This window comes from Streptomyces sp. HNM0645, assembly GCF_030056615.1.
Classification (GTDB): domain Bacteria; phylum Actinomycetota; class Actinomycetes; order Streptomycetales; family Streptomycetaceae; genus Streptomyces; species Streptomyces marianii.
This window is the reverse complement of record NZ_JASHLT010000002.1, coordinates 238,542-265,344: the sequence shown is the minus strand read 5'-3', so window position 1 is coordinate 265,344 and position 26,803 is coordinate 238,542. Positions and strand designations below refer to the sequence as shown.

At 72.9% G+C, this 26,803-nt stretch carries 21 protein-coding genes; 16 read left to right on the top strand and 5 right to left on the bottom strand.

Annotation, left to right across the window (positions count from 1 at the left end):
- The first annotated feature begins 147 nt into the window (after window positions 1–147).
- Entirely contained in the window at window positions 148–1,086 is a 939-nt protein-coding gene (locus QMZ92_RS02360; protein WP_283295539.1) for a tetratricopeptide repeat protein, read from the top strand.
- Window positions 1,087–1,275: 189 nt separating this feature from the next.
- Here QMZ92_RS02360 and QMZ92_RS02355 read toward each other — a convergent pair whose 3' ends face one another.
- Window positions 1,276–2,517 (bottom strand): DUF1015 domain-containing protein, encoded by a 1,242-nt coding sequence (locus QMZ92_RS02355; protein ID WP_502961974.1) that lies wholly within the window; start codon window positions 2,515–2,517, stop codon window positions 1,276–1,278.
- Window positions 2,518–2,679: 162 nt separating this feature from the next.
- Here QMZ92_RS02355 and QMZ92_RS02350 point away from each other — a divergent pair, with 162 nt between their 5' ends.
- The 4 genes from QMZ92_RS02350 to QMZ92_RS02335 all read left to right on the top strand — a co-directional run bounded on the left by QMZ92_RS02350 (window position 2,680) and on the right by QMZ92_RS02335 (window position 6,813).
- A complete protein-coding gene (locus tag QMZ92_RS02350) occupies window positions 2,680–3,714 on the top strand; it encodes an HAD-IIA family hydrolase (RefSeq protein WP_283295519.1) in 1,035 nt (344 codons plus the stop codon).
- Window positions 3,715–3,803: 89 nt separating this feature from the next.
- Window positions 3,804–4,862: a FecCD family ABC transporter permease gene (locus QMZ92_RS02345; protein ID WP_502961973.1), complete on the top strand. Its 1,059-nt coding sequence runs from the start codon at window positions 3,804–3,806 to the stop codon at window positions 4,860–4,862.
- Window positions 4,859–5,896, top strand: a complete 1,038-nt coding sequence (locus tag QMZ92_RS02340; RefSeq protein ID WP_283295517.1) for a FecCD family ABC transporter permease — start codon at window positions 4,859–4,861, stop codon at window positions 5,894–5,896. The genes QMZ92_RS02345 and QMZ92_RS02340 overlap by 4 nt, the downstream gene beginning before the upstream one ends.
- Before the next feature lie 65 nt (window positions 5,897–5,961).
- A complete protein-coding gene (locus QMZ92_RS02335; RefSeq protein WP_283295516.1) occupies window positions 5,962–6,813 on the top strand; it encodes an ABC transporter ATP-binding protein in 852 nt (283 codons plus the stop codon).
- A 39-nt stretch (window positions 6,814–6,852) separates the two neighbouring features.
- Here the strand turns inward: QMZ92_RS02335 and QMZ92_RS02330 are convergent, their stop codons facing one another.
- Window positions 6,853–7,200 (bottom strand): SCP2 sterol-binding domain-containing protein, encoded by a 348-nt coding sequence (locus QMZ92_RS02330; RefSeq protein WP_283295515.1) that lies wholly within the window; start codon window positions 7,198–7,200, stop codon window positions 6,853–6,855.
- 42 nt (window positions 7,201–7,242) lie between these two features.
- Between QMZ92_RS02330 and QMZ92_RS02325 the strand changes: the two genes are divergently transcribed.
- The 5 genes from QMZ92_RS02325 (at window position 7,243) to QMZ92_RS02305 (ending at window position 12,934) form a co-directional block, all read left to right on the top strand.
- A complete protein-coding gene (locus QMZ92_RS02325; RefSeq protein WP_283295514.1) occupies window positions 7,243–7,620 on the top strand; it encodes a hypothetical protein in 378 nt (125 codons plus the stop codon).
- A 7-nt stretch (window positions 7,621–7,627) separates the two neighbouring features.
- Window positions 7,628–8,443, top strand: a complete 816-nt coding sequence (locus QMZ92_RS02320) for a TlyA family RNA methyltransferase (RefSeq protein ID WP_283295513.1) — start codon at window positions 7,628–7,630, stop codon at window positions 8,441–8,443.
- 20 nt (window positions 8,444–8,463) lie between these two features.
- Window positions 8,464–9,381 (top strand): NAD kinase, encoded by a 918-nt coding sequence (locus tag QMZ92_RS02315; RefSeq protein WP_283295538.1) that lies wholly within the window; start codon window positions 8,464–8,466, stop codon window positions 9,379–9,381.
- A 264-nt stretch (window positions 9,382–9,645) separates the two neighbouring features.
- Window positions 9,646–11,364 carry a DNA repair protein RecN gene (recN, locus tag QMZ92_RS02310; protein ID WP_283295537.1) on the top strand — a complete coding sequence of 573 codons (1,719 nt, stop codon included), beginning with the start codon at window positions 9,646–9,648 and terminating at the stop codon, window positions 11,362–11,364.
- Between the two features lie 481 nt (window positions 11,365–11,845).
- On the top strand, window positions 11,846–12,934 hold the full coding sequence (locus tag QMZ92_RS02305) for a glycosyltransferase family 4 protein (protein WP_283295512.1): 1,089 nt from the start codon (window positions 11,846–11,848) through the stop codon (window positions 12,932–12,934).
- A gap of 74 nt (window positions 12,935–13,008) precedes the next feature.
- Here the strand turns inward: QMZ92_RS02305 and QMZ92_RS02300 are convergent, their stop codons facing one another.
- The 3 genes from QMZ92_RS02300 to QMZ92_RS02290 all read right to left on the bottom strand — a co-directional run bounded on the left by QMZ92_RS02300 (window position 13,009) and on the right by QMZ92_RS02290 (window position 17,958).
- A complete protein-coding gene (locus QMZ92_RS02300) occupies window positions 13,009–14,646 on the bottom strand; it encodes a PucR family transcriptional regulator (RefSeq protein WP_283295511.1) in 1,638 nt (545 codons plus the stop codon).
- Window positions 14,647–14,686: 40 nt separating this feature from the next.
- Complete coding sequence (locus QMZ92_RS02295) at window positions 14,687–16,069, bottom strand: FAD-binding oxidoreductase (protein ID WP_283295510.1); 1,383 nt, start codon at window positions 16,067–16,069, stop codon at window positions 14,687–14,689.
- Window positions 16,070–16,155: 86 nt separating this feature from the next.
- Window positions 16,156–17,958 (bottom strand): glycoside hydrolase family 15 protein, encoded by a 1,803-nt coding sequence (locus QMZ92_RS02290; protein ID WP_283295536.1) that lies wholly within the window; start codon window positions 17,956–17,958, stop codon window positions 16,156–16,158.
- Window positions 17,959–18,439: 481 nt separating this feature from the next.
- Between QMZ92_RS02290 and pyrG the strand changes: the two genes are divergently transcribed.
- The 6 genes from pyrG (at window position 18,440) to QMZ92_RS02260 (ending at window position 26,598) form a co-directional block, all read left to right on the top strand.
- On the top strand, window positions 18,440–20,125 hold the full coding sequence (pyrG, locus tag QMZ92_RS02285) for a CTP synthase (protein WP_283295509.1): 1,686 nt from the start codon (window positions 18,440–18,442) through the stop codon (window positions 20,123–20,125).
- A gap of 79 nt (window positions 20,126–20,204) precedes the next feature.
- Window positions 20,205–20,831, top strand: coding sequence for an NUDIX domain-containing protein (locus QMZ92_RS02280; RefSeq protein WP_283295508.1), 627 nt, complete (start codon window positions 20,205–20,207; stop codon window positions 20,829–20,831).
- Between the two features lie 273 nt (window positions 20,832–21,104).
- A complete protein-coding gene (locus tag QMZ92_RS02275) occupies window positions 21,105–23,204 on the top strand; it encodes a tetratricopeptide repeat protein (RefSeq protein ID WP_349307700.1) in 2,100 nt (699 codons plus the stop codon).
- A gap of 161 nt (window positions 23,205–23,365) precedes the next feature.
- Complete coding sequence (ald, locus tag QMZ92_RS02270) at window positions 23,366–24,481, top strand: alanine dehydrogenase (RefSeq protein WP_283295535.1); 1,116 nt, start codon at window positions 23,366–23,368, stop codon at window positions 24,479–24,481.
- Between the two features lie 408 nt (window positions 24,482–24,889).
- Window positions 24,890–26,035 carry a ParA family protein gene (locus tag QMZ92_RS02265; RefSeq protein ID WP_502961968.1) on the top strand — a complete coding sequence of 382 codons (1,146 nt, stop codon included), beginning with the start codon at window positions 24,890–24,892 and terminating at the stop codon, window positions 26,033–26,035.
- Entirely contained in the window at window positions 26,032–26,598 is a 567-nt protein-coding gene (locus QMZ92_RS02260) for a hypothetical protein (protein WP_283295534.1), read from the top strand. Before QMZ92_RS02265 ends, QMZ92_RS02260 begins: the two co-directional genes overlap by 4 nt.
- Window positions 26,599–26,803: the final 205 nt, after the last annotated feature.

Below are 26,803 nucleotides of genomic sequence, written 5' to 3'. Positions count from 1 at the left end.
CGTGATGATCGGGACCGTGGGCCGCGTCGGGACGACCGGCGCGACGACCGGTCCCGTGGGGGCTACCGAGGCAGGGACGACCGTGGCGGGTACGGGCGCCGTGACGACCGCCGTGACGACCGTGGCCGGGATCGGGACCGGGAGCCGATCAAGCGGCTGCCTATCCCCGAGGACGTCACCGGCGAGGAGGTCGACAAGGACGTCCGGCAGGAGCTCCAGAGTCTGCCCAAGACACTCGCCGAGGACGTCGCGAGGAACCTGGTCATGGTCGCGCGGCTGATCGACGAGGACGCGGAGCAGGCATACGGCTACTCGCGGGTGGCGCTACGGCTCGCCTCCCGGGTGGCCGCGGTTCGCGAGGCCGCCGGCTTCGCCGCGTACGCGACGCAGCGGTACTCGGAGGCGCTGGCGGAGTTCCGTGCCGCGCGCCGGATGACCGGCAGTGTCGAGCTCTGGCCCGTCATGGCCGACTGCGAGCGTGGCATGGGTCGGCCCGAGCGGGCACTGGCGATGGCCGGCGAGGCCGAGGTGCAGAGGCTCGACAAGGCGGGTCAGGTCGAGATGCGGCTCGTCGTGGCGGGCGCCCGCCGCGACATGGGGCAGTTGGACGCGGCCATTGTGACGCTGCAGAGCCCCGAGCTGGCGTCGAACGCGCTGCAGCCGTGGACCGCGCGACTTCGGTACGCGTACGCCGACGCACTGCTGGCGGCCGATCGGGAGTCCGAGGCGCGCGAGTGGTTCGCGAAGGCCGTCGAGGCGGACAAGGATGGTTCGACCGACGCCTCCGACCGGCTCGCCGAGCTGGACGGGGTGGAGTTCGTCGACGCGCTGGTCGACGAGAACGACACCGACACCGAGAACGACACCGACACCGACACCGAAAACGACACCGAGAGCGGCACCGGGTCCGCAGCGGAGGACGCCGGGACCACGAAGGACGCCGAGGAGGGCGGGGAGACCGGCGAGGCCGACGCCCGCCCTGCCGACAGCGCCACCCTCGAGTCCGCGGGAGGGAGCCCCGCACGTGAGGGCTCCACCCGCGGTGAGAGCGATGTACACGGCGAGGACCACGGCGACGAGGCCTGATCCGCTTGCCGCGCGCCCACGGGTGCGTACGCGGCCAACACCGGNAGCGATGTACACGGCGAGGACCACGGCGACGAGGCCTGATCCGCTTGCCGCGCGCCCACGGGTGCGTACGCGGCCAACACCGGGGCCCGGTCCCCGAGCGGTTCCGCTCGGGGACCGGGCCCCGGTGTTCCGGTCTGTGCGTGCTCAGTCCAGGTTCAGGCTGCGCAGCACCAGGCCCGTCGCCGGCTTCGGGCCGAAGGACGTCGACTTGCGCGGCATCGTGACACCCTGCCGGGCCAGGTCCCGTACGACCTCCTCGCGCACCGGATGCATCAGGACCGCCGTGCCTCCCCGGCGTTCGGCCTGGACGACCGCGGCCTCGGTGTCGTGGATGTAGGTGATCTCCTCGGGTGAGTCCGGGATGTGCCAGATCCGCTCCAGCAGGGTGGCGTGGAGGACGGTCGCGTCGAGCCGGCGCCAGGCGTCCGGGCGGTCGGCCGGTACCGTGCGCTCCAGGAGCGCGGGGTCGGGGCGGTCGATCAGATGGAAGCGTCCGTCTCCGGCGAGGACGAACGCGTTGCCCTCGCCGACGGCCTCCGCAAGGGCGCCGAGCGCGTGCGACAGCCGCCCCTCGATCTCGCGGACGCGGAAGAGGCCGTCGACGGCCGCGAGCGCGTCCCCGACCGGCAGCCGGTTCAGCAGCCGGTGGATGGCGCGGACCTGCAGGGGATAGCGCGCGGTGTCGATGAGCAGCACCAGGCCGTAGCTCCAGGCGCCGGGCGCGGACTGCTCGTCGCGCAGCCGGAGGTAGGTCGCCCAGCGGTGGTGGCCGTCGGCGATGAGGGCCTGCTGGCGCGCGAGGTCGGATGCGATGTCGGCGAGGTCCCCGGCGTCGGTGACCGACCAGAGGCGGTGGCTGAAGCCGTCCTCGGTCGTCGTCGACAGCAGCGGTTCCTCGTGGATGACGCGCTCGATGACGGCGCTGGCCCCGTTCGCGGGCCCCTCGCTGCGGTAGGTGAGGAGCAGGGGTTCGAGATTGGCGCCGGTGGTGCGCATCAGGGCCGTGCGGTCGGCCACCACGTGCGGCATCACGTCCTCGTGGGGGAGGACGACGCCCTCCTCGGGGGCGGACAGCGCCAGCGCCCCGATGATGCCGCGCTGCAGGATGACCCCCCTGCGCTGTTCGTAGATGTAAAGCGCGGGCTGCGGGTCGGGGGCCAGGACGCCCTCGGCGACCCAGCGGTCGAGGGTCTCGGCCGCCTGCTCGTGGCGTTCGGCGGCGGTCGCCGCCTGGGGGAGGATCAGCCGGACGATGTTGTACGGGTCCGCGGACTCGAGGTGGTGCAGCCCGTCGGGGCGTACGACGACGTCGTAGGGGGGTGAGGTGACCGCGGCAAGACTGCCGACCCGCTCGGGGACGTAACGCAGTCCGCGGAACGGGACCATGTGCAGACCTTCGATCGCCCTGCCACCTCGCGCGCTCATTGGTGCATCGTATGTGTCCGGGGCGATGCGCGATGATCGGGGGAGTGCGCGGCGGTCGCGACGCGCCACCGATCGACGGTCCCGGCCGGGTGGCCGGGAGCCGGGAGTGAGGAGCGGACCAGCATGGGCGAGCAGGGCAGGACCAGGCCGGGCGGCAGCGCGCGGGCGCTGAACGAGGTGTACGACACTGCTCTGCTCGATCTCGACGGAGTGGTGTACGCCGGCGGGGAGGCGGTTCCGTACGCGGTGGAGTCGCTGGAGACCGCGCGTGCCGGCGGGATGCACCTGGCGTACGTCACGAACAACGCCCTGCGGACGCCGGACGCGGTGGCGCGGCATCTCACCGAGCTGGGTGTGCCGGCGGAGGCGGTCGACGTCATCACTTCGGCGCAGGCCGTGGCCCGGCTGATCGCCGAGCAGGTCCCGGCCGGTTCCCGGGTGCTCGTCGTCGGCGGCGAGGGGCTGCGGGTGGCGCTGCGCGAGCGCGGTCTGGAGCCGGTGGACTCGGCCGACGACGACCCGGCTGCCGTGGTCCAGGGGTACGGCGGGCCCGAGCTGGCGTGGGGGCGGCTCGCGGAGGCGTCGTACGCGGTGGCGCGCGGGGTGCCGTGGTTCGCGTCCAACACGGACCTGACGATCCCGAGTGCCCGCGGGATCGCGCCGGGTAACGGCGCGGCGGTCGAGGTCGTACGGATCGCGACCGGTGGTGTGCCGCAGATCGCGGGGAAGCCGCTGCCCCCGATGCACCGGGAGACGGTCCTGCGGACGGGTGCCGAACGGCCGCTGGTGGTGGGCGACCGTCTCGACACCGACATCGAGGGCGCGTTCAACGGGGGAGTGGACTCGCTGCTCGTGCTGACCGGCGTGACGGACCCGGCGCAGCTGCTGCGGGCGGAGCCGCGGCACCGGCCGACCTACGTCGACGCGGACCTGCGGGGGCTGCTCACCGGACAGCCCGAGGTGGAGTCCGCCTCGTCGGGGGACGGTCTCGTCTGCGGCGGCTGGACGGCCTGCGTGCGCGACGGCGCGCTCGTGATCGAGGGGGACGGCCAACAGCTCGACGGGTTGCGGGCGTTGTGCGCCGCGGCCTGGACGCACGCGGGGGACGGGGCCGGGTACCCGGAGGCGGGGAAGGCGCTCGCCCGGCTCGGCTGGTGAACGGCCGCGTGGCACAAGGCCGGTGGGCCGGGGTCCCGGCGGCTCCCTGAGCGAATCGGAATGGGAGGGTAGGCTAACCTAACCGGGTGTTGGTCGACAGTCCCCCCGAACAGAGCGCGGCCCGGACGGTCGCGGCAGCCGCGCCAGAACCGCGCAAGCGCCGTGCGCTGCGCGCGGCCGGCCTGCTGCTCGCCGTCGGTGTCCTGCTGCTGGTCTGTGTCGCGAGCATCGCGATCGGTGCCAAGGCGGTACCGGTCGCCGATGTGTGGCACGGGCTCTTCCAGAACTCGGGCACGGGCAACGACGTGGTGATCCGCGACGTCCGGGTGCCGCGCACCGTGCTCGGCCTGCTGGTGGGTGTCGCCTTGGGGCTCGCCGGCGCGGTGATGCAGGCGCTGACCCGCAATCCGCTCGCCGAGCCCGGTCTGCTCGGGGTCAACGCGGGTGCGGCCGCCGCGGTCGTCACCGCCATCAGCTTCCTCGGGGTCACCTCGATCACCGCGTACGTGTGGTTCGCCTTCCTCGGCGCCGGCGTGGTCTCGGTGGTCGTGTACGTGCTCGGCGGCAGCCGCGGCGCCACGCCGGTACGGCTCGCCCTCGCCGGTACGGCCGCCACGGCCGCGCTGTTCGGCTACGTCAACGCCGTACAACTGCTGGACTCCGCGGCCCTGGACCGGCTGCGCTTCTGGACCGTGGGCTCGCTCGCCTCCGCCGATCCCGCAACGATCGGGAAGGTGGCACCCTTCATCGGCGCCGGGGTGGTGCTGGCCCTGCTGATCGCGCGGCCGCTCAACGCACTGGAGATGGGCGACGACACCGCCCGTGCGCTGGGTGCCCATCTGACCCGGACCCGGGTGCTGGCCATGGTCGCGGTCACCCTGCTGTGCGGCGCGGCGACCGCCGCCTGCGGGCCCATCGTCTTCATCGGGCTGATGGTCCCGCATCTCGTCCGGGCCATCACCGGCCCCGACATGCGGTGGATCCTGCCGTACGCGGCGGTGCTGTCGCCCGTGCTGCTGCTCGGGTCGGACGTCGTGGGCCGGGTGGTCGCCCGTCCTTCGGAACTGCAGGTCGGCGTCGTCACCGTGCTCATCGGCGGACCCGTGTTCATCCACCTCGTACGGCGCAAGAGGATGGCCCAGCTGTGAAGGCCGTGAAGGCGATACGCACCCCGGGCGGGCTGTCCGTCCGTGTGGACCCGAGGGCGGCGCTCGTCGCCCTGCTGCTGCTGGCAGCGGCGCTGGCAGTCGCCGTCGTGCTCGTCGGCAGCGGCGACTTCCCGATGACGCCCGGCGAGGTCGTCGCCACCCTGCTCGGAGACGGCACGCCCGCACAGGAGTTCATCGTCCGGGACCTGCGGCTGCCGCGGGTCCTGGTGGCGCTGCTGGTCGGCGCGGCGCTCGCGGTCGGCGGGGCGCTCTTCCAGTCCATCTCGCGCAACCCGCTGGGCAGTCCGGACGTACTCGGGTTCGGCCAGGGGTCGACCGTCGGCGCACTGACGGTGATCGTGCTGTTCAAGGGCGACGCCTTCGCGACCGCGGGCGGCGCGATCGTCGGTGGACTGGTGACCGGCGCCGTCGTCTACCTCCTCGCCTGGAAGCGGGGCGTGCACGGCTACCGGCTCGTGCTGATCGGCATCGGTGTCGCCGCGATGCTCACCGGCGCCATCCACTACCTGATCACCAAGGCCAACCTCGTCGACGCCACCCGCGCCGTCGTGTGGATGACGGGCTCGCTCGACGGCCGAGACTGGAGCCAGTTCTGGCCGCTGCTCGCCGTCTGCGCGGTGCTGGTGCCGCTGTCGCTGGCGTACGGACGGCCCCTGCGGATGCTGGAGATGGGTGACGACGCGGCGTACGCGCTGGGGATCCGCGTCGAACGGACCCGTGCCGTGCTCATGGGCTCCGCGGTGCTGCTCACCGCGGTCGCCACGGCGGCGGCCGGCCCGATCGTCTTCGTCGCGCTGAGCGCCCCGCAGCTCGCCCGCCGGCTGACCCGCTCGCCCGGTCCGAACGTGGCCGCGAGCGCCGTGATGGGCGCCGCCCTCCTGGTCGTCGCGGACTGGGTCGCCACCTCGGCGTTCGGTGACCGCCGGCTCCCGGTCGGTGTCGTCACCGGAGTGCTCGGCGGCGTCTACCTGCTCTGGCTGCTCGTCACCGAACGCAAGGCGGGCCGGATATGACGGCCGGCGCCGGGCGTACGAGCGCAGACCCGCACCAGACCGAGAAGAACCCCAGGAGTACGTTCATGCAGCGCCTCACCGCGGAATCGGTCACCCTCGCCTACGACCGGCGGGTGATCGCCGAGGAACTCTCCGTCGGGATACCCGACAACTCGTTCACGGTCATCGTCGGCCCGAACGCATGCGGCAAGTCCACGCTGCTGCGGGCCCTCTCACGGATGTTGAAGCCCACTCGGGGCCGGGTGCTGCTGGACGGGCAGACGATCCACTCGACGCCCGCGAAGAAGGTCGCGCGGACGCTCGGCCTGCTGCCCCAGTCGTCGGTGGCGCCGGACGGCATCACGGTCGGGGACCTGGTGGCCCGCGGCCGCTACCCGCACCAGGGCCTGCTGCGCCAGTGGTCGCCGGAGGACGAGCGGATCGTCCGGGAGTCGATGGCCGCGACCGGGGTGGTTGAACTCGCCGACCGCTACGTGGACGAACTGTCGGGCGGGCAGCGCCAGCGCGTGTGGATCGCGATGGCACTCGCGCAGCAGACTCCGCTGCTGCTGCTCGACGAGCCGACCACCTTCCTCGACATCCAGCATCAGCTGGAGATCCTCGATCTCTGCGCCGAACTGCACGAGACCCAGGGCCGCACGCTCGTCGCCGTGCTGCACGACCTCAACCAGGCCGCGCGATACGCGACCCATCTGATCGCGATGCGGGACGGGAGGATCGCCGCCGAGGGCGCGCCCGGCGAGGTCGTCACCGCCGAGCTGGTCGAGCGGGTCTTCGGCGTCCGCGCTCAGGTGATCGACGACCCGGAAACGGGTACGCCGCTGGTGGTGCCGCTGGCCCGGCGCGGCAGGGCCGCCCCGGACGCCTCCCTGCCCTCGGCCTCCGGCGCTGCGGCCGGGGCGACCGCGGCACCCTGAGACGCCGCGGCCGAGACGGGGCGACTCAGGCCGCCGCCGTCACAGCAGTTCCCGCAGGCGCAGCAGATCGCGGAAGCCCGCCTCGAGCCCGACCCGGCCCGAGGCCCAGGCCTTGGCGAAGTTCAGCTGTCCGTCGACCATCGCCACCAGGTCGTCGCCGGTCATCGCCAGCCGGATGTCGGCCTTCTCCGCGGGGGGGCCGTCGAGCGTGTCCAGGACCGCGATCCGGCCGGCCTTCAGGCGCCCGGTGAAGGTGACGCCCAGGTCCTTGATGTGGCAGCTCAGGGATCGGTCGAGAGCGGCCGCGCTGCGCACGTCCCCGTCCGCCTTCGCCAGATTGTCCGAAAGTCTGTCGAGTGCGCCGCGGCACTCCTCTGTCGTCGCCATTGTGATCGACGGTACCCCAGGGCTTCGCGGTAGCGTCTGGGCATGAGCGACTCGATCGAAGCGTCCCGGACGGCGCACGAGGCGTCCGGGACGGCGCCCGGTCCGGCGGCGGGCTCCCCGTCCGCGGGGCGCGTGCCCGCAGGTGCGGACGGCGATCCGGCCGGCGGGGAGGACACCGGGAACGGCGCCGGGGCCGTGGCCGAGGAGCCGTACGACCCGGGCGCCCCCGCGCCCCTGGGCGTCGAGCGCGTCCCCACCGGTCACGCGGGGGTCGACGCGCACCTCGAGCGGTTGGCCGACGCCGACCACCTCCCGGCGGACGGCCATCTGGAGGTGTACGAGGATGTACACCGAGGGCTCCGCGACACGCTGACCGCGCTGGACGCCCGACCGGACGACTCGTACGACCACAGGAGCTGAACCGAACGTGGCAGGAGTGGCACGCCGCCGTCTCGACGCCGAGCTGGTACGCCGCAAGCTCGCCCGCTCGCGCGAGCACGCGAGCCAGCTGATCGCTGCGGGGCGGGTGACCGTCGGCGGCAACACCGCCGGCAAGCCCGCCACCCAGGTCGAGACCAGTGCCGCCATCGTCGTCGCCCAGGACGACGGCGACCCCGAGTACGTCTCGCGGGGCGGCCACAAGCTCGCCGGCGCGTTCGCGGCCTTCGTTCCCCGGGGGCTGAAGACGGAGGGACGGCGGGCGCTGGACGCGGGCGCCTCCACCGGCGGGTTCACCGACGTGCTCCTGCGGGCGGGCGCCGCCCACGTCGTCGCCGTCGACGTCGGTTACGGCCAGCTCGCCTGGTCTCTCCGGAGCGATGAACGCGTGACGGTCAAGGACCGTACGAATGTGCGCGAGTTGACGCTGGACGCGATCGACGGGGAGGCGGTGGACCTGATCGTCGGGGACCTGTCCTTCATTCCGCTGGGCCTGGTACTGCCCGCGCTGGTGCGCTGCGCGGCCCCCGGAGCCGATCTCGTCCTCATGGTCAAGCCGCAGTTCGAGGTCGGCAAGGAGCGCCTCGGCAGCGGCGGAGTGGTCCGCAGCCCGGAGCTGCGTGCCGAGGCGGTGCGGACGGTGGCACGCCGGGCGGGCGAGCTGGGGCTCGGCGTGCTGGGAGTGACCGCGAGTCCGCTGCCGGGACCCTCGGGCAATGTCGAGTACTTTCTCTGGCTCCGGGCCGGGGCACCGGAGCTCGACCCGGTGGATGTCGAGCGCGCAGTGGCGGAGGGGCCGCGTTGACCGATACCAGCGAGACCACCATGGACGCGCGGACACGGACCCGTACCGTGTTCCTGCTGGCCCACACCGGCCGGCCCGCGGCGATCCGCAGCGCCGAACTCGTCGTCCAGGGCCTGCTGCGCGCGGGGATCGGGGTGCGGGTGCTCGCCTTCGAGGCTGCCGATCTTCCGCTGCCGCAGTCGGTGGAGACCGTGCCCGAGGCGACGCCGGAGGTGCTCGACGGGTGCGAGCTGCTGATCGTGCTCGGCGGCGACGGGACGCTGCTGCGCGGCGCCGAGTTCGCCCGTGCCTCGGGGGTCCCGATGCTCGGGGTCAACCTGGGACGGGTCGGGTTCCTCGCCGAGGCGGAGCGGGACGACCTGGACAAGGTCGTCGACCGGGTCGTGACCCGGGAGTACGAGGTCGAGGAGCGGATGACGATAGACGTGGTCGTCCGCCGCAACGGCGACATCGTGCACCGTGACTGGGCGCTGAACGAGGCGGCCGTGCAGAAGGTGTCCCCGGAGCGGATGCTCGAGGTCGTCCTGGAGATCGACGGGCGGCCGGTGACCGGCTTCGGCTGCGACGGCATCGTGTGCGCCACGCCGACGGGGTCGACCGCGTACGCGTTCTCGGCGGGTGGGCCGGTGGTGTGGCCAGAGGTCGAGGCGCTGCTGATGGTGCCGATCAGCGCCCACGCCCTGTTCGCGAAGCCCCTGGTCACGTCGCCGTCTTCGGTGCTCGCGGTCGAGGTGCAGCCCAACACCCCGCACGGTGTGCTGTGGTGCGACGGGCGCCGCGCCGTCGAACTGCCGGCCGCGGCCCGGGTGGAGGTGCGGCGCGGTGAGGTACCGGTGCGGCTGGCCCGGCTGCACCACGCCTCCTTCACGGACCGGCTGGTGGCGAAGTTCGCGCTGCCCGTCTCGGGCTGGCGGGGCGCCCCGCACAGCGACGCGTGAGACGAGCCCGTGCGGGCGGCGACGGGTGCTGCGCCGTTGCGCCCCGCACGGCGACGCGTGAGGTGGCGAGTGAGGTGGCGCGGCGGTCGGCCGACGGGCACTGTGGTGGCGCGTGGTGGAGCCTGCGGCGGGTGACGCGCGGGTCGCGCAGGCCACCCCCACGGGTGATGACGGTCGCGCCGACCTGCGGCTGAGTGCCCGGGAGGCGGGGGCCGTCGCACACCCGGCCCCGGACCTCGTAAGGTCTTCTCCGTGTTGGAGGAGATGCGGATACGGTCGCTCGGGGTCATCGACGACGCCGTCGTCGAGCTGTCGCCGGGGTTCACGGCGGTCACCGGTGAGACCGGAGCGGGCAAGACCATGGTCGTCACCAGCCTCGGGCTGCTGCTCGGCGGGCGAGCCGACCCCGCCCTCGTACGAATCGGCGCCAAGTCGGCTGTCGTGGAGGGGCGGGTCAGCGTGCCCACGGGTGCCCCCGTGGCGGTGCGGGCCGAGGAGGCCGGTGCCGAACTCGACGACGGGGCGCTGCTGATCAGCCGGACGATCTCCGCGGAGGGCCGCTCCCGGGCGCACCTCGGCGGGCGCTCGGTGCCGGTCGGCATGCTGACCGAGCTGGCGGACGATCTCGTCGCCGTGCACGGGCAGACCGACCAGCAGGGGCTTCTCAAGGCCGCCCGCCAGCGGCAGGCCCTGGACCGGTACGCGGGTGACGCGGTCGCCGGGCCGCACGCCAAGTACGTGGCCGCGTACCGGCGGCTGAAGGCCGTCTCCGCCGAACTCGCCGAGCTGACCACCCGCGCCCGTGAGCGCGCCCAGGAAGCCGATCTGCTGCGTTTCGGACTGAACGAGGTCGCGGCCGTCGAGCCGCGGGCCGGTGAGGACGTGGAGCTGGCCGCCGAGGCCGAGCGGCTCGGGCACGCCGAGGCCCTGGCATCCGCCGCCTCCGTGGCGCACGCGGCGCTCGCCGGGAATCCGGAGGACCCCGAGGGCGTCGACGCGACCACGCTCGTCGCCGGTGCCGGTCGGGCCCTGGAGGCCGTCCGGTCCCACGACCCGGCGCTGGCCGCGCTCGCCGACCGGATGGGCGAGATCTCCATCCTGCTCGCCGATGTCGCGGGTGAACTCGCCGGGTACGCCGACAACCTCGACGCCGATCCGCTGCGGCTCGCGGCGGTCGAGGAACGGCGCGCCGTGCTCGGCGCGCTCACCCGCAAGTACGGCGAGGACGTCAACGCCGTCCTGGCCTGGGCCGAGGACGGCTCCGGCAGGCTCACCGAGCTGGAGGGCGACGACGACCGGATCGGTGAGCTGACGGCGGAACACGACGCGCTGCGCGCCGAACTGTCCGGCCTCGCCCAGGCGCTGACCGACGCCCGTACGGCGGCGGCGGATCGTTTCGCGGAGGCCGTGACGGCGGAGCTGGCGCATCTCGCGATGCCGCACGCGCGTGTCACGATCGACGTCCGCCAGACCGGCGATCCCGACGGCGTCGAGGTCAACGGGCGCACGGTCGCGTACACGTCGTCCGGCGCAGACGAGGTCGAGCTGCTGCTCGCCCCGCACCCGGGTGCCCAGCCGCGGCCGATCGCCAAGGGCGCGTCCGGCGGTGAGCTCTCGCGCGTGATGCTGGCGGTGGAGGTCGTCTTCGCGGGGACCGACCCGGTGCCGACCTACCTCTTCGACGAGGTCGACGCGGGCGTCGGCGGCAAGGCGGCCGTGGAGATCGGCCGGCGCCTCGCCAAGCTCGCGAGGACCGCGCAGGTGGTCGTGGTGACCCACCTGCCGCAGGTGGCGGCGTTCGCCGACCGGCAGCTGCTGGTCGAGAAGACCAACGACGGAGCGGTGACCCGGTCCGGCGTCACCGTCCTGGAGGGCGAGGACCGGGTGCGCGAGCTGTCCCGGATGCTCGCCGGGCAGGAGGACTCGGAGACGGCGCGGGCACACGCCGAGGAACTGCTGGCGACGGCGCGCGCGGAGGTCTGAGCGCACGGGCGGGGCCGGGCACGACCGGCGGGCGTGTGGCGCCGGGTGACCGACCGCGCCGGAGACGTGCGGCGTGGTTCCGTCCGGGCGGCCGTCCCGGCCGCCGTGCGAGCCCCCGACGGCGCACGGGCTCCGGGCGGGGCCGAGCCGGGACCGCCCACGCCTGCCCGGTGCCGGGCGGGGCCGCCTTCTCGCAGAGGCGCTGAGGCCGTCACCCGGGTGGTGTACGGGCGCGTTGCGGGCGCACGCACGGCGGCGTGCGCGGTAGGAGCACACCAATGACGCCCCACGCACGCCTCGGAGTCCGGGAGCAACCGTCCTCGCCCGGCAAACGCGGCCGCAGAGCCGCCTCGGGCGAGCGGATGACCGCCGGTGTGCGCTCACCCGTGTGGGTGATCCGGTCGGGGCTGTTGAGGCCCCGGACACGGGAACGACATCCCGGCGGTGCCGGAACGTGCGTACGGACTGGCATCCTTGGCGCGTGACACAGCTGCGTACGGTCCAGGTACTGGGCGGCGGCAGCGCGGGCAGCAGCGCTCACGTCAGGTCACTGGCCGGGGGCCTGGTGGCGCGGGGAGTGGGGGTGACCGTGTGCGCCCCCGCACCCCTGGAGCACGAGTACGACTTCCCCGGCGCCGGGGCACACTTCGTGCCCGTGCCGCGCCGCAGCGACCCCGCCTCGGTCGGGGCGCTCCGTACGGTGTGCGCGGGAGCGGATGTCGTCCACGCGCACGGTCTCGACGCCGCGGTGCGGACCGCACTGGCGATCAGCGGGCAGCGCGTGCCGCTGGTGGTCACCTGGCACACCCGGACCCAGGCCGCGGGCGCGCGCGGCAGGGTGCTGCGGATGTTGGAGCGGAGGGTCGTGAGAACCGCGGCCGTCGTGCTCGGTACGTCGTCCGAGCTGGTGGACCGTGCCCGGAGCAGCGGCGCGCGCGACGCCCGGCTCGCCCCGGTCGCCGTACCGCCGCCGAGCCCGGACCGGCCCGAGAGCAAGGTGCGAGCCGAACTGGGCGCGGTCGAGCGGCCGTTGCTGACGGCCGTCGGCAGGCTCGAACGCGGCCGCGGCCACGGCACCCTGCTCGACGCGTCCCACCGGTGGCTCGGTCTCGACCCCGTTCCGCTGGTCGCCGTCGCGGGGGAGGGGCGGGAACGTGCCGCGCTGCAGCGGCGCATCGACCGGGAGGGCCTGCCGGTCCGGCTCCTCGGCAGCCGCGACGACGTCGGCGAACTGCTGGCGGTGTCGGACCTCGCGCTGCTCCCGAGCCGCTGGGAGGCCCGTTCGCTCCTCGCCCAGGAAGCCCTCCGGCTGGGCGTGCCCCTCGTGGCGACCCGGGTCGGCGGTACGCCCGAGCTCGTGGGCACGGCAGCCGAACTCGTGCCGTACGGCGACGCCGTCGCCCTCGCGGCCGCGGTCAGCCGGCTGCTGGCGGATCCCGAACGCCGCCGCAGGCTCGCGGCGGCGGGCCGGGCCCAGGCGGCGACCTGGCCGACGGAGGACGAGACCATCGCCCAGCTCCTGAGCATCTACGACGAACTCACGCAGCCGCCGGGCCCCCGTACGACCTGATCGCGCCCACGGTCCGGCCGCCGTGGGGCGGCCCTGCTCGCCGGGGACGCACCGGTGCCGGACCGCCGGGCCCCTCACTGGGTGTGGCGGCGGGCCCGCAGGGCCAGGGACAGGGCGAGGACGGTCTGCGGGTCGTCCAGATCCGTTCCCAGGAGTTCGGAGATGCGGGCCAGCCGGTTGTAGAGGGTCTGGCGGTTGAGATGGAGCTCGCGCGCCGTCTCGGCCTTGCGGCCGGCATGGGCGAGGAACGTCTGGAGGGTGGGCAGCAGCGGTGGGCGCGACGTGCGGTCGTGCTCCAGGAGCGGGCCGACCGCGCGGTCCACGAACGCCGCCAGGTCCGGATGGTTCCGCAGCCGCCACAGCAGCAGGTCGATGTCGAGACGGCGGGCGTCGTACCACGGCCGGTCGGGCAGTCCCTGCGCCGCCGCCGCCGACTCCGCCGCGTGCCGCAGGCCGGCCGAGGCCGCCGCCCAGCCGCCGGGGACGCCCACGACGACGACCGGAGGGTGGATCCCGGCGCGGGCAGGGCCCGACATCCCGGCCCGCTCCAGGCCGGCGCGCAGCGCCGCCGCGACCCGGTCGGCCACCGCCGTCCGCTCCGACTCGGAGCGCAGGCCCAGCAGCAGCGGCACCCGCCCCTCGACGGGCCGCACTCCGAGGAGCACCGGGACGCCGACGGACGCCAGCTCTTCCAGTACCGCCCGGGCCAGCAGCGCCCAGTTTCCGGACGGCGAGAGCTCGGGCGCGATCCGCATCACCACCGGCAGCAGCGGGCCGTCGCCGGGCCGGAAGCCGAGGACCCTCGCCTGGGCGGGGGCGTCCTCCGCCGTGATCCGGCCCTCGCCCAGGTCGGTCAGGAAGTCGCCGCGGCCGCGCGCCGCCAGTTCCTCCTCCTGCCGGGCCTGCATGAGGACGACCGCGAGCACCCCGGCCGCGCGCTCGGCCGCCATCCGGTGTACCGGCAGCAGGGGCCCGGACACGGCCGGCAGCACGAGCCGCGCCCGTACCGCCCCGGCCCCGTGCCCTCCGCCGGGCACGTCCACGAGGACCGATCCGGACGGTGGTCCCGCCTCCCGCGCCGACCGCTGTCCGCGCAGCCCCTCCCACACCTGGAGCGGATCGGCCGCGGCCGGCCCGGTGCCGGTGCCCGCCGCGTACAGCAGCCGGCCGTCGGCGGCCTCCAGGAACACCGGGTTGGCGGTGAAGTCAGCCAGGATGCGCAGCACTTGGGGAATGCCGCCGCCTTCGAGGAGGGCTCGTGTGCACTGCCGGTACACCTCTTCCGCCTGCTGCAGCAGCGCGTAGTGCCCGTTGACGATCTCGGTGTGGACCTCCTCGGTCACCGAGACGAACGGGACCTCGCGGTGGAGCTGGATCAGCGGCAGTGAGGCCGTCCTGGCGGCCTCGACGATACTGGCGGGCAGCCGGGTGAAGCGGGGACCGAGCTCCACGACCAGCGCCGCGATCCCGCGGTCCGCGAGCCGGTGCACGAAGGCCCGCTGCTCTGCGGGCCGGGTGCCCAGGCCCAGGCCCGTCGTCAGCAGCAGTTCGCCGCCCTTGAGCAGCGAGGCGATGTTGGGCACCTCGCCGGCGTGCACCCAGCGCACGGTGCGGTTCAGCCGGTCCCCGCCGGCGACGACCTCCGGGAGTCCGCCGCGCAGCGCGGGCAGTTCGAGCGCCCGCTGCACGGTGATCCCGCCCTGTGTTTCCATTGCCGGGACGCTACCTGGGCGAAAGTTCGAAGGACAACTGTCAGTCCGGCTTGATGTTGTGGTTCAGCCGGAACACGTTGTCCGGGTCGTACGCGGCCTTGACGCCGGCGAGGCGCCGGTAGTTCTCGGCCCCGAATCCGGCGACCACCCGCTCCCGGCCCTCGTCGCCGATGAAGTTCAGGTACACCTGGCCGACGGACCACGGCTTCACATCGGTCCGGGCGTCGCGGACCCACTGCCGTCCGCGCTCGTCGTCCGCCGGGTCCTCCCAGATGCCGAAGGGGTGCAGGACCCATTCCGCGGTGCGCCACGGCAGCGGCCAGTCCGAGTCGTCACGGCTCAGCGCCCCGCCCATCGGGAAGAGGATGTGCTGGGAGTTGGACGGCACGATCATGCTGTCGGCGCGGGCGCAGAACGCGTCCACAGCCGGGTCCGGCAGGGCCCGGAGGTACTCAGCCGACCAGTAGTTCCGCAGGCCGGGCGGGTCGTCGATCATGCACTGGAGCTCGGCGTACGGAAGCTCCATGAGGATCTCGGCCTCATGACCGAGACCGAGCAGCGGCGCGGCGGTCTTGCGCAGCTCCTGCTCCGGGCCGGCGTAGGTCACCAGCGCCAGGGCCACGGCGCGTCCCACCAGGTGCTCGGGCATGAAGTCCTCGGGCGGTCCGGTGAGATAGATGAAGCCGCCGCCCATCGCGTCGGGCGCGGACTCCAGCACATCCCGGTACACGGGGAGCACTTCCTCCCCGCGTTCCGCGGGGAAGAAGAGGAACGCGACGGACATGGCGGGCAGCGGGTGCAGCCGCAGCGTCAGCGACGTGGCCACCCCGAAGTTCCCGCCGCCGCCGTGCAGCGCCCAGAAGAGTTCCGGGTTCTCCTCCTCGCTCGCGCGCACCTCGGCGCCGTCGGCCGTCACCAGGTCCACTGCCACGAGGCTGTCGCAGGCGAGGCCGAACTTCCGCTCCAGCCAGCCGGATCCGCCGCCCAGGGTGAAGCCGGCCAGTCCGGTGGTGGAGACCCGTCCGCCCGTGGTCGCCAGTGCGTACGGCTGGGTGGCCCGGTCCAGGTCGCTCATGGTGGCTCCGCCGCCGGCACGGGCCGTACGGGCGTCCGGATCCACCGTGACGGCGTGCATCCGCCGCATATCGACCACGAGGCCGCCGTCGGTGGTCGCCAGCCCCGCGACGCCGTGGCCGCCGCCGCGGACGGCGAGCTCGAGGTCGTGATCCCGGGCGAACCGGACCGAAGCGGCGACGTCGGCGGCCGACTCGCACTGGACGATCACCGAGGGCCGCCGGTCGATCATCGCGTTGAAGAGCGCCCGGGCCTCGTCGTAACCGGCGTCGTCCGGGGTGATGGCCTCACCGGCCAGGGAGTCGCGGAGTCCCGTCAGAGCCGGCTCCGCGAGCGGTTGGGCCGCCATGATGCCCCCTTCCGGGGCGCGGACAGGACATTCTCATCGTAGGTACGAGCGGTCCCACCGCGCACATCCGCGGAAGGGGGCGGGCGTCAGCCGCCGTACGCGCCGGAGGCGGTGAGCCGCAGCGCCGTGTCGATCAGCGGGACGTGGCTGAACGCCTGCGGGAAGTTGCCCACCTGACGCTGCAGCCTCGGGTCCCACTCCTCGGCGAGCAGCCCGAGGTCGTTGCGCAGCGACAGCAGCTTCTCGAACAGGCGGCGTGCCTCGTCCACACGCCCGATCATCGCCAGGTCGTCGGCGAGCCAGAACGAGCAGGCGAGGAACGCTCCCTCGTCGCCCTCGAGTCCGTCGACGCCGGCCTCGTCGCCCGCCGTCGGGTAGCGCAGCACGAAGCCGTCCGGTGTGGACAGCTCCCGCTGGATCGCCTCGATGGTGCCGATGACGCGCTTGTCGTCCGGCGGCAGGAAGCCCATCTGCGGGATGAGCAGCAGAGAGGCGTCGAGTTCCTTGGAGCCGTAGGACTGCGTGAAGGTGTTGCGCTCCTTGTCGTAGCCCTTCTCGCAGACGTCGCGGTGGATCTCGTCGCGCAGCTCGCGCCAGCGCTCCAGCGGGCCGTCCGCGTCGCCGGACTCGATCAGCTTGATCGTGCGGTCGACGGCGACCCAGGCCATCACCTTGGAGTGCACGAAGTGCCGGCGCGGACCGCGGACCTCCCAGATGCCCTCGTCGGGCTGGTCCCAGTGGTCCTCCAGGTACCGGATCAGTCTCAGCTGGAGCACCGAGGCGTAGTCGTTGCGCGACAGACCCGTCATATGGGCCAGGTGCAGGGCCTCGGTGACCTCGCCGTAGACGTCCAGCTGGAGCTGGTTCGCAGCGCCGTTGCCGACCCGGACCGGCGCGGAGCCCTCGTAGCCGGGCAGCCAGTCCAGCTCCGCCTCGCCGAGCTCCCGCTCGCCGGCGATGCCGTACATGATCTGCAGGTTCTCAGGGTCGCCCGCGACGGCGCGCAGCAGCCACTCGCGCCAGGCCCGGGCCTCTTCGCGGTAGCCGGTGCGCAGCAGTGAGGAGAGGGTGATGGCGGCGTCGCGCAGCCAGGTGTAGCGGTAGTCCCAGTTCCGGACGCCGCCGATCTCCTCGGGCAGCGAGGTGGTGGGAGCGGCGACGATGCCGCCGGTGGGCGCGTACGTGAGGGCCTTCAGCGTGATCAGCGAGCGGATCACGGACTCCCGGTAGGGACCGTGGTACGTGCAGTGCTCGACCCACTCGCGCCAGAACTCCTCGGTGGCGTCGAGCGACCCCTCGGGGTCGGGCAGCGCCGGCGGCTGGTGGTGGGACGGCTGCCAGCTGATGGTGAAGGCGAGCCGGTCGCCGGGGGAGACCGTGAAGTCGGAGTAGGTCGTCAGGTCCTTGCCGTAGGTGTCGGCAGGGGTGTCCAGCCACACCGAGTCGGGGCCCGCGACGGCGACCGTGCGGTTGTCCACCTTGTGCACCCAGGGCACGACCCGGCCGTAGCTGAACCGCATCCGCAGGGCCGACCGCATGGGTACGCGCCCGCTGACGCCCTCCACGATCCGGATCAGCTGGGGTGCGCCGTCACGGGGCGGCATGAAATCCGTCACGCGGACCGTGCCGCGTGGCGTGTCCCACTCCGATTCCAGGATCAGCGAGTCGCCCCGGTAGCGGCGGCGGCTGGCCGCGGGCGGCTCCGTGTCCGCCGGGTACGCCGGCCCGAGGCGCCAGAACCCGTGCTCCTCGGTGCCGAGGAGACCTGCGAAGACGGCATGCGAGTCGAAGCGGGGGAGGCACAGCCAGTCGACTGTTCCGTCCCGGCAGACCAGGGCAGCGGTCTGCATGTCTCCGATGAGTGCGTAGTCCTCGATGCGCCCGGCCACGTGGATCTCCAGTCGAACGGCCACGTCCGCCCAGCGTGGCACTTACTGCGGTCAAGGGGGTCAATCGGTCGATGACGAGCTCGCTCCGGGAAGGGTGTCCCACCCAGGCGAAACTGTGAGGGAAGGGCGGGGGTGGTGCCGTTCACCGGCCTGGCTCGGCAGCGATACTCCGAATCAAGTGTCCGAGCAGGATACGACGCACCCCGGTGATCCGCGCGACGCTCTCGACAATGCATCGCGGCCGAACGGGTGAGCGCCTGGTGAACCCCGGTGGAGCCCGCTGCAGGCCATCATGCCCTGTGTGGCCGGAAGCAGTCTCCCCCGGGCGCTGATACGCTGGTAGCCCGTGGACCGGTGGTGCCCCCACTAGGGATGGCGGCCCCCGAACCGCAGCGACGGCACCCCAGGTGATCCCCGGATGATCCCCGTGGGGCGCCGTTACGCACAACCACCTCGCGACCACGGGAGCCCCCTCTTGGCCATGCCGGCTCGATCCTCGACATCTACGACGACCAAGCACATCTTCGTCACCGGGGGTGTCGCCTCCTCCCTCGGCAAGGGCCTGACCGCCTCCAGCCTGGGCGCGCTCCTGAAGGCGCGGGGCCTGCGGGTCACCATGCAGAAGCTCGACCCGTACCTGAACGTCGACCCGGGGACGATGAACCCGTTCCAGCACGGTGAGGTGTTCGTCACGAACGACGGCGCCGAGACCGACCTGGACATCGGCCACTACGAGCGTTTCCTCGACGTGGACCTCGACGGCTCCGCGAACGTCACCACCGGCCAGGTGTACTCGACCGTGATCGCCAAGGAGCGGCGCGGCGAGTACCTGGGCGACACGGTCCAGGTGATCCCGCACATCACCAACGAGATCAAGCACCGCATCCGCCGCATGGCCACCGACGACGTCGACGTCGTGATCACCGAGGTCGGCGGCACCGTCGGCGACATCGAGTCGCTGCCGTTCCTGGAGACCGTGCGCCAGGTCCGCCACGAGGTCGGCCGGGACAACGTCTTCGTCGTGCACATCTCGCTGCTGCCGTACATCGGGCCGTCCGGGGAGCTGAAGACCAAGCCGACCCAGCACTCGGTCGCCGCGCTGCGGAACATCGGTATCCAGCCGGACGCGATCGTGCTGCGCGCCGACCGCGAGGTCCCCACCGCCATCAAGCGCAAGATCTCGCTGATGTGCGACGTCGACGAGGCGGCCGTGGTCGCCGCCATCGACGCCAAGTCGATCTACGACATCCCCAAGGTGCTGCACACCGAGGGCCTGGACGCCTACGTCGTGCGCAAGCTCGACCTGCCGTTCCGCGACGTCGACTGGACGACCTGGGACGACCTGCTGGACCGAGTGCACAACCCCGACCATGAGGTCAGTGTCGCGCTCGTCGGCAAGTACATCGACCTGCCGGACGCATATCTGTCGGTGACCGAGGCCATGCGGGCCGGCGGTTTCGCGAACAGGGCCCGGGTCAAGGTGAAGTGGGTCACGTCCGACGACTGCCGTACGCCCGCCGGCGCGCACAAGCAGCTCGGCGACGTGGACGCGATCCTGATCCCGGGCGGCTTCGGCGAGCGCGGCGTCGACGGAAAGGTCAGCGCGATCCAGTACGCCCGCGAGAACAAGATCCCGCTGCTGGGCCTCTGCCTCGGCCTGCAGTGCATCGTGATCGAGGCAGCCCGAAACCTGGCCGAGATCCCCGACGCCAACTCCACGGAGTTCGACGCGGGCACCGCACACCCCGTCATCTCCACGATGGAGGAGCAGCTGGCGTACGTGGAGGGCGCGGGCGACCTCGGCGGAACGATGCGCCTCGGTCTCTACCCGGCGAAGCTCGCCGAGGGCTCCATCGTCCGCGAGGTCTACGCGAACGAGCCGTACGTCGAGGAGCGCCACCGGCACCGCTACGAGGTGAACAACGCCTACCGCGCGGAGCTGGAGAAGAAGGCGGGCATCGTCTTCTCCGGAACCTCCCCGGACAACAAGCTCGTGGAGTACGTCGAGTACCCGCGCGAGGTGCACCCGTACCTGGTCGCGACCCAGGCCCACCCGGAGCTGCGCTCCCGCCCGACCCGTCCGCACCCGCTCTTCGCCGGCCTGGTGAAGGCGGCCGTGGAGCGGAAGACCGCGGGGCAGGACGCAGGGCACAAGACGGGCAAGTAAGGCAAAGGCGTTACGGTGGGCCGGGGCACGGGACCGGGACGGGTTCCGCGCTCCGGTTCCGGCGTTTGGGAGGACGCGCATGACCATCAAGGACACCCCCGAGGAGTGGCGGGTCACCGCGACCGCGACGCCGTTCAGGGGCAACAAGACGAGTGTCCGCACCGACGACGTGGTCATGCCCGACGGCTCGGTCGCGCGCCGTGACTACCAGGTGCATCCGGGATCGGTGGCGGTCCTGGCGCTCGACGAGGACGGCCGGGTCCTGGTGCTGCGCCAGTACCGGCACCCGGTGCGGCAGAAGCTCTGGGAGATCCCGGCCGGGCTGCTCGACATCCCGGGCGAGAACCCGCTCACCGCGGCCCAGCGCGAGCTGTACGAGGAAGCACACGTCAAGGCGGTCGACTGGCGGGTCCTCGCGGACGTCTACACCACACCGGGCGGCTGCGACGAGGCCGTACGGATCTTCCTGGCCCGTGACCTTTCCGAGGCGGAGGGCGAGCGCTTCCAGGTCTCCGAGGAGGAGGCGGACATGGAGCTGGCCCGCGTCCCGCTTCAGGACCTGGTGCGCGGCGCACTCGCCGGCGACCTGCACAACAACTGCCTGGTGGTGGGCGTCCTCTCGCTCACGGCCGCCCTCGCGGGCGACGGCCTGGACTCCCTCCGCCCCGCCGAGGCCCCCTGGCCGGCCCGCCCGTTCGAGGCCTGAGGTCCGTCCCGCGGGGATCGCGGGACGGACCTCAGGCACGGCACGGTCCCGGCGGCGCTCCCCGGCCCGGGAGCGCCGCCCTGACGGCAGGCCCCGTGCACGGCCGTGCACGGGGTGGTGTGACCATCCGCTCATCCGATCGAGGGACCCTCCCGCCGCGCGTCGCCGCGCTCTCCCCGTTTCGGCGAGATGCCTGAATTACGCTCGGAGCGCCCCGCCCGGGCACCCGGCGCGGGTTCGGCTCGTGCGGTGGCGGACTGGGGAGCGTGGCCCGTGACGGATCAGGCGGTGGACTTCGAGGAACCCTCGTCCGAGAGCCGCCCGTCGCAGGCAGGGCCCCTGTCCGGGGAGCGGGACGGTCATGGGACCGTTGGCCCTGTGGGTGGGCAATTCATCGGGCGCCAGCGGGAATTGAAGGCGCTGCGGGCCGACATCGAACGGGCCGGTCTCGACACGATCTCCGGGCGCAAGGCGCCTCGCGCCAGGGTGCTGCTCGTCGCCGGGCGGCCCGGCTCGGGCAGGACCGCGCTCGCCGCGGAACTGACGCGGCGGCTGGCGGACGAGTACCCGGACGGGGTGCTGTGGGCGAGGCTCAGCGAGCCCGGCGGCGAACCGGTCCCCACCGACCGCACCGCCCGCGGACTGCTGGAGGCGCTCGGCGTCGGAGCACCGGCCGGCGCCGGAGAGGACCTGCTCACCGAGATGGTCCGCGAGGCGCTCGCGGTGCGGCGGTGCGTGCTCGTGCTGGACGACGCCGCCGACGCGGAGCAGGTGGACCCGCTGCTGCCGGACAACCCCGAGTGCCTGGTCGTCGCCGTCTCCCAGGGGCCGCTCACCGGGATCCCGGACGTGCGGCCGTGCACCATCGGCGGCATGGACGCCAAGTCGGCGATCGAGCTGCTGAGCCGTTTCACCGGCTCGGTGCGGGTGACCGTCGACCCTCAGGCCGCCGAGTCGCTGGTCGAGCAGTGCGGCGGGCAGCCCGCCGCGATGGTGCTGGTCGGCGGCTGGCTCGCGGCCCGCCCCAAGGCATCCGTCACCGACGCGACCAAGCAGCTGAAGGGACTGGCCGACGATCCGGAGGCACCCGTCGGGGCCCGGCCGCTGGCCCGGGCCTTCCGGCTCGTGCACGACTCGCTCCCGCAGTCCGCGGCGCGGCTGCTGCGGCTGCTCGCCCTCGCCCCCGCCGGGCGGGCGGACGCGCACACCGCGTCCGCGCTGGCCGGCTGCTCGGTCTCGGTGGCCCGCTCGACCCTGGAGGACTTCGCCGCGCTCGGACTGCTGCACGCGGCCGCCGCCGCGGGTGAGGCGGTCGAGCCGGTGGAGAGCGAGCAGTACGAGGTGCCGGGTTGCCTCGCCCCGCTGCTGCTCGCGCTCGTGACGGAGGAGGAGCGGCCCGCCGAGGTGCAGCTCGCCCGGGCCCGGATGCTGGAGCGGACCGTGCGGCTGCTGCAGTCCTGCCGCGCCGTCACCGAAGCGGAGGGATCCACGGCCCGCAAGAAGCTCGCGGGGCTGCCGCGCGCCCTGCGCTTCTCCGGCCCCGGGGCCGCCGCGGCGTGGCTGGAGGAGCGCCGGCCGGCGCTGCTCGGGGCCGCCCGGATCGCGGTGGCCGACGGAGAGCTGGACACGCTGGCCCGGCGGCTGATCGCCGCGCTCGTCCGGGCGCTGGTCGCCCACCGCGGCACCGAGTCCGCCGCCCCCGAGCTCTACGGGCTCCATCAGCTCGTCCTGGACGTGGCCGTACGGCGTGATCTGCACCGGGAGCAGGCCGCCGCACTGCTGAACCTGGCCGACCTGGACGCCGGGACGGGCCGGACGGAGGAGGCGTTGGCGCGGTACCGGGCGGCTCTGGACGCGGGACGCCGCGGAAACGACCCGTACGCCGCAGCCAGGGCGATGGAATCCGTAGGCGGTGCCTACCAGGAACTCGAGGACTGGGAGCGGGCGGCGGACTGGTACGGGCGGGCCCTCGCCCAGCGCCTCGCCCGGGGTGAGCGCGCGGACGAGGCCCGGCTGTACGGCCGGCTGGGCGGTGTGCACACCTACGCCGGGCGGTACGGGGAGGCGCTGCGCAGCTGGCGCGCGGCCGCGGCCGGATACCGGCGCCTCGGCGATCTGCCCGGACACGCGCGGGCGTTGAGCGAGACGGCCCGGGTCCAGGAGTACGCGGGGCGCCCGGAGGAGTCGCTGCGCACCTGCGAGGAGGCCGTGGCCTGGGCCCGCAGGGCCGGGGACCTGCGGCTCCAGGCCGCACTCCAGCTGCGGCTGGCCGACACGCTGGACCGCCTCGGTGACGCCGCCGCGGCCGGGCTGCACCGTTCTGCCGCTGAGCGACTGCTGGGAGGCGATGGCTCCGGCCTACGAAATCCGTAGTGTTCTCGTCAGAGAAAATTGCTTTGCAAGGCTAGACAGCTGGAAGTCCTTCATTAGACTGGCTCTGCCGGGTGTCGCCCCGGTCCATCCGATACGCCCGGCGTATCCGGGTAAGTATGGAATTGCACCAGAATCCCCCTGAGCCAAGGACCGTGATCGACGTGAAGGTCGGCATCCCCCGCGAGGTCAAGAACAACGAGTTCCGGGTGGCCATCACCCCCGCCGGCGTGCACGAGCTCGTGCGCAACGGCCACCAGGTCTTCATCGAGGCGAACGCCGGTGTCGGCTCCTCGATCACGGACGAGGAGTTCGTCGCCGCGGGCGGGCGGATCCTGCCCACCGCCGACGAGGTCTGGGCCACCGCCGACATGGTGCTCAAGGTCAAGGAGCCCATTGCGGAGGAGTACCACCGCATGCGCAAGGACCAGGTCCTCTTCACCTACCTGCACCTTGCCGCCTCCAAGGAGTGCACGGACGCCCTGATCGAGTCCGGCACCACCGCCATCGCCTACGAGACGGTCGAGCTCCCCAACCGCGCCCTGCCGCTCCTCGCCCCGATGTCCGAGGTCGCGGGTCGGCTGGCCCCGCAGGTCGGCGCCTACCACCTGATGCGCCCGGCCGGCGGCCGCGGCGTGCTGCCCGGTGGGGTCCCGGGCGTGACCCCGGCCAAGGCCGTCGTCATCGGCGGTGGTGTCTCCGGCTGGAACGCCACGCAGATCGCCGTCGGCATGGGCTTCGAGGTGACGCTGCTGGACCGCGACATCAACAAGCTGCGCGAGGCCGACAAGATCTTCGGCACGAAGGTCAAGGCCGTCATGTCCAACTCCTTCGAGCTGGAGAAGGCCGTCCTCGACGCCGACCTCGTCATCGGTGCGGTTCTCATTCCCGGCGCCAAGGCGCCGAAGCTGGTCACCAACGAGCTCGTCTCCCGGATGAAGCCGGGAAGTGTCCTTGTCGACATCGCGATCGACCAGGGTGGCTGCTTCGAGGACTCCCGTCCGACCACGCACGCCGAGCCGACCTTCCGGATCCACAACTCGGTCTTCTACTGCGTCGCCAACATGCCCGGCGCCGTGCCCAACACCTCCACCAACGCGCTCACCAACGCCACGCTCCCCTACGTCGTGTCGCTGGCGAACAACGGCTGGGTCGAGGCGCTCCGTCGTGACCCGGCGCTGGCCAAGGGCCTCAACGTCCATGAGGGCCAGGTCGTTTACAAGGAGGTCGCCGAGGCGCACGGCCTCGAGACCGTCGAGCTGAACACGCTGCTCGGCTGACGCGCGACGACAACCGACCGCCCTGTCAACCGGGGTCGTCAACATCACGTATCCGGCCGGACCTTGAGGAGCAAGGTCCGGCCGGACGTGTGTCCGGCCGGCGCGGGCCGCTCGTTCAACTCGCCTTGAACGTAACCCTTCAACCGATTCGCACACCGTCGAAAGGCGCGGAACGGCCGCTGTGCACCCTTGACAGCGGGGGGTTCGGTTGCCGACACATCGGGCCGGGTCCGGCGGATTGTGTTGCTGCGGACCGGTGACACGCCATAGAGTCGCCAACCGTCGGCATGGTGCCACGCTGACCTATCGATAAGTTTCCTGGTCACGTCCAAGGAGGTAAGACGACTTGTGAATGAGTCGACATTTTCTCCCGGGGGTGGCCGCCCAGGAATGCTCCCGGTGCGCCCCATGGGCGTGGAGGTATCCCCGACGCCGGGCCAGGCGCCCTCGTCCGGGCCCGAAGCTGTCGGCTCCGTCGCTGTCCGTACCTTCGCGACTCACCAGCACATGACGACGACAGCCCACACGATGAAGATGATGGACGGCCAACACGTGAACGCCATGGCCGGCAACGAGAGTGGCCGAGAGTCCACCCACTTCGCCGACTACGACGAGGTGCCCGAGGGGCACTTCTACGACCCCGACGCCGAGTACGAGCCCGATCCGGAGTACGCGGCCACGCTCGCGCCCGACGCGGCCCGCCAGCGCCGCGAGCGCATCGGCCCGACCGGGCGCCCGCTGCCGTACTTCCCTATCCCCGGCCCGCTCACCGACCACGGCCCCGCGAAGATCATCGCGATGTGCAACCAGAAGGGCGGCGTCGGCAAGACGACGTCTACCATCAATCTGGGCGCCGCGCTCGCGGAGTACGGACGCCGGGTGCTGCTCGTCGACTTCGACCCGCAGGGCGCCCTGTCGGTCGGTCTCGGTGTGAACCCGATGGAGCTCGACCTCACCGTCTACAACCTGCTCATGGAGCGGGGCATGTCCGCGGACGAGGTCCTGCTGAAGACCGCCGTGCCCAACATGGACCTGCTGCCGAGCAACATCGACCTCTCGGCGGCCGAGGTCCAGCTCGTGAGCGAGGTCGCCCGCGAGTCGACGCTGCAACGCGCCCTGAAGCCGCTGATGCAGGACTACGACTACATCGTGATCGACTGCCAGCCGTCGCTCGGCCTGCTGACGGTGAACGCCCTGACGGCGGCCCACAAGGTGATCGTGCCGCTGGAGTGCGAGTTCTTCGCGCTGCGCGGCGTCGCCCTGCTCACCGAGACGATCGAGAAGGTCCAGGAGCGGCTCAACCCGGACCTGGAACTCGACGGCATCCTCGCCACGATGTACGACTCGCGCACGGTGCACAGCCGCGAGGTGCTGGCGCGGGTGGTCGAGGCGTTCGACGACCACGTCTACCACACGGTCATCGGGCGCACGGTGCGCTTCCCGGAGACGACCGTCGCCGGTGAGCCCATCACGACGTACGCCTCCAACTCCGTCGGCGCCGCCGCCTACCGCCAGCTCGCCAGGGAGGTGCTCGCCCGGTGTCACGCCGAGTGAGTCTGCCCGGAGCCGACGAGCTGTTCCGTACGACCGGGGGCATGGGGCTGCAGTCCTCGTCCCCGAGGCGGGGTCAGGCGGGGGCCAACGGCGAGGCGCGGGTTCCGGCGCCGGCCGGTGAGAGCGACCCGGTCGAGTCGCCTCCGGCCGCGTCGCAGCCCCCGCCACCGGGGTCGTCCGGAGCGGGCGCCCCGGTGGCCTCGGAGGAGCATTCCCCGGCCGGTGAGGCGGAAGCCGCGGAACCGCGGAGCCGCGCGGCGGACGGCGACCAGTCGGCCGCGCCGAAGGGGCGCCGCCCGCAGGAGTCGGCCGCCCCGCGCCGCCGGGGGCGCGCGGCGGGCCGCCGGCCCAGCGGCCGGGAACGGCACGACGAGAAGATCACGGTCTATGTCTCGGCCGAGGAACTCATGGACCTCGAGCACGCGCGGCTGGTGCTGCGCGGCGAACACGGACTGGCCGTGGACCGCGGGCGCATCGTCCGCGAAGCGGTGGCGGTCGTCCTGGCGGACCTCGAGTCCCGGGGCGACGCGAGCATCCTGGTGCGCCGCCTGCGCGGTCGCTGACCGGGTAGCCTGCGCGCGACGTTCCCCTCCGCCCACTGGACCACGATGCCGCCGACCGACCCCGCCGCACCCCGGCCTCCGGCCCGCCCGCCCCGTCGCACGCTGGGCCGTGGCCCGGGGACGGCACCCGCGCCGTCGGCGGACCCGGCACCGGAGTCAGGCGTCGCCCACGAGCGGCCCACGGAGGCCGAGACGGGCCCCCGAG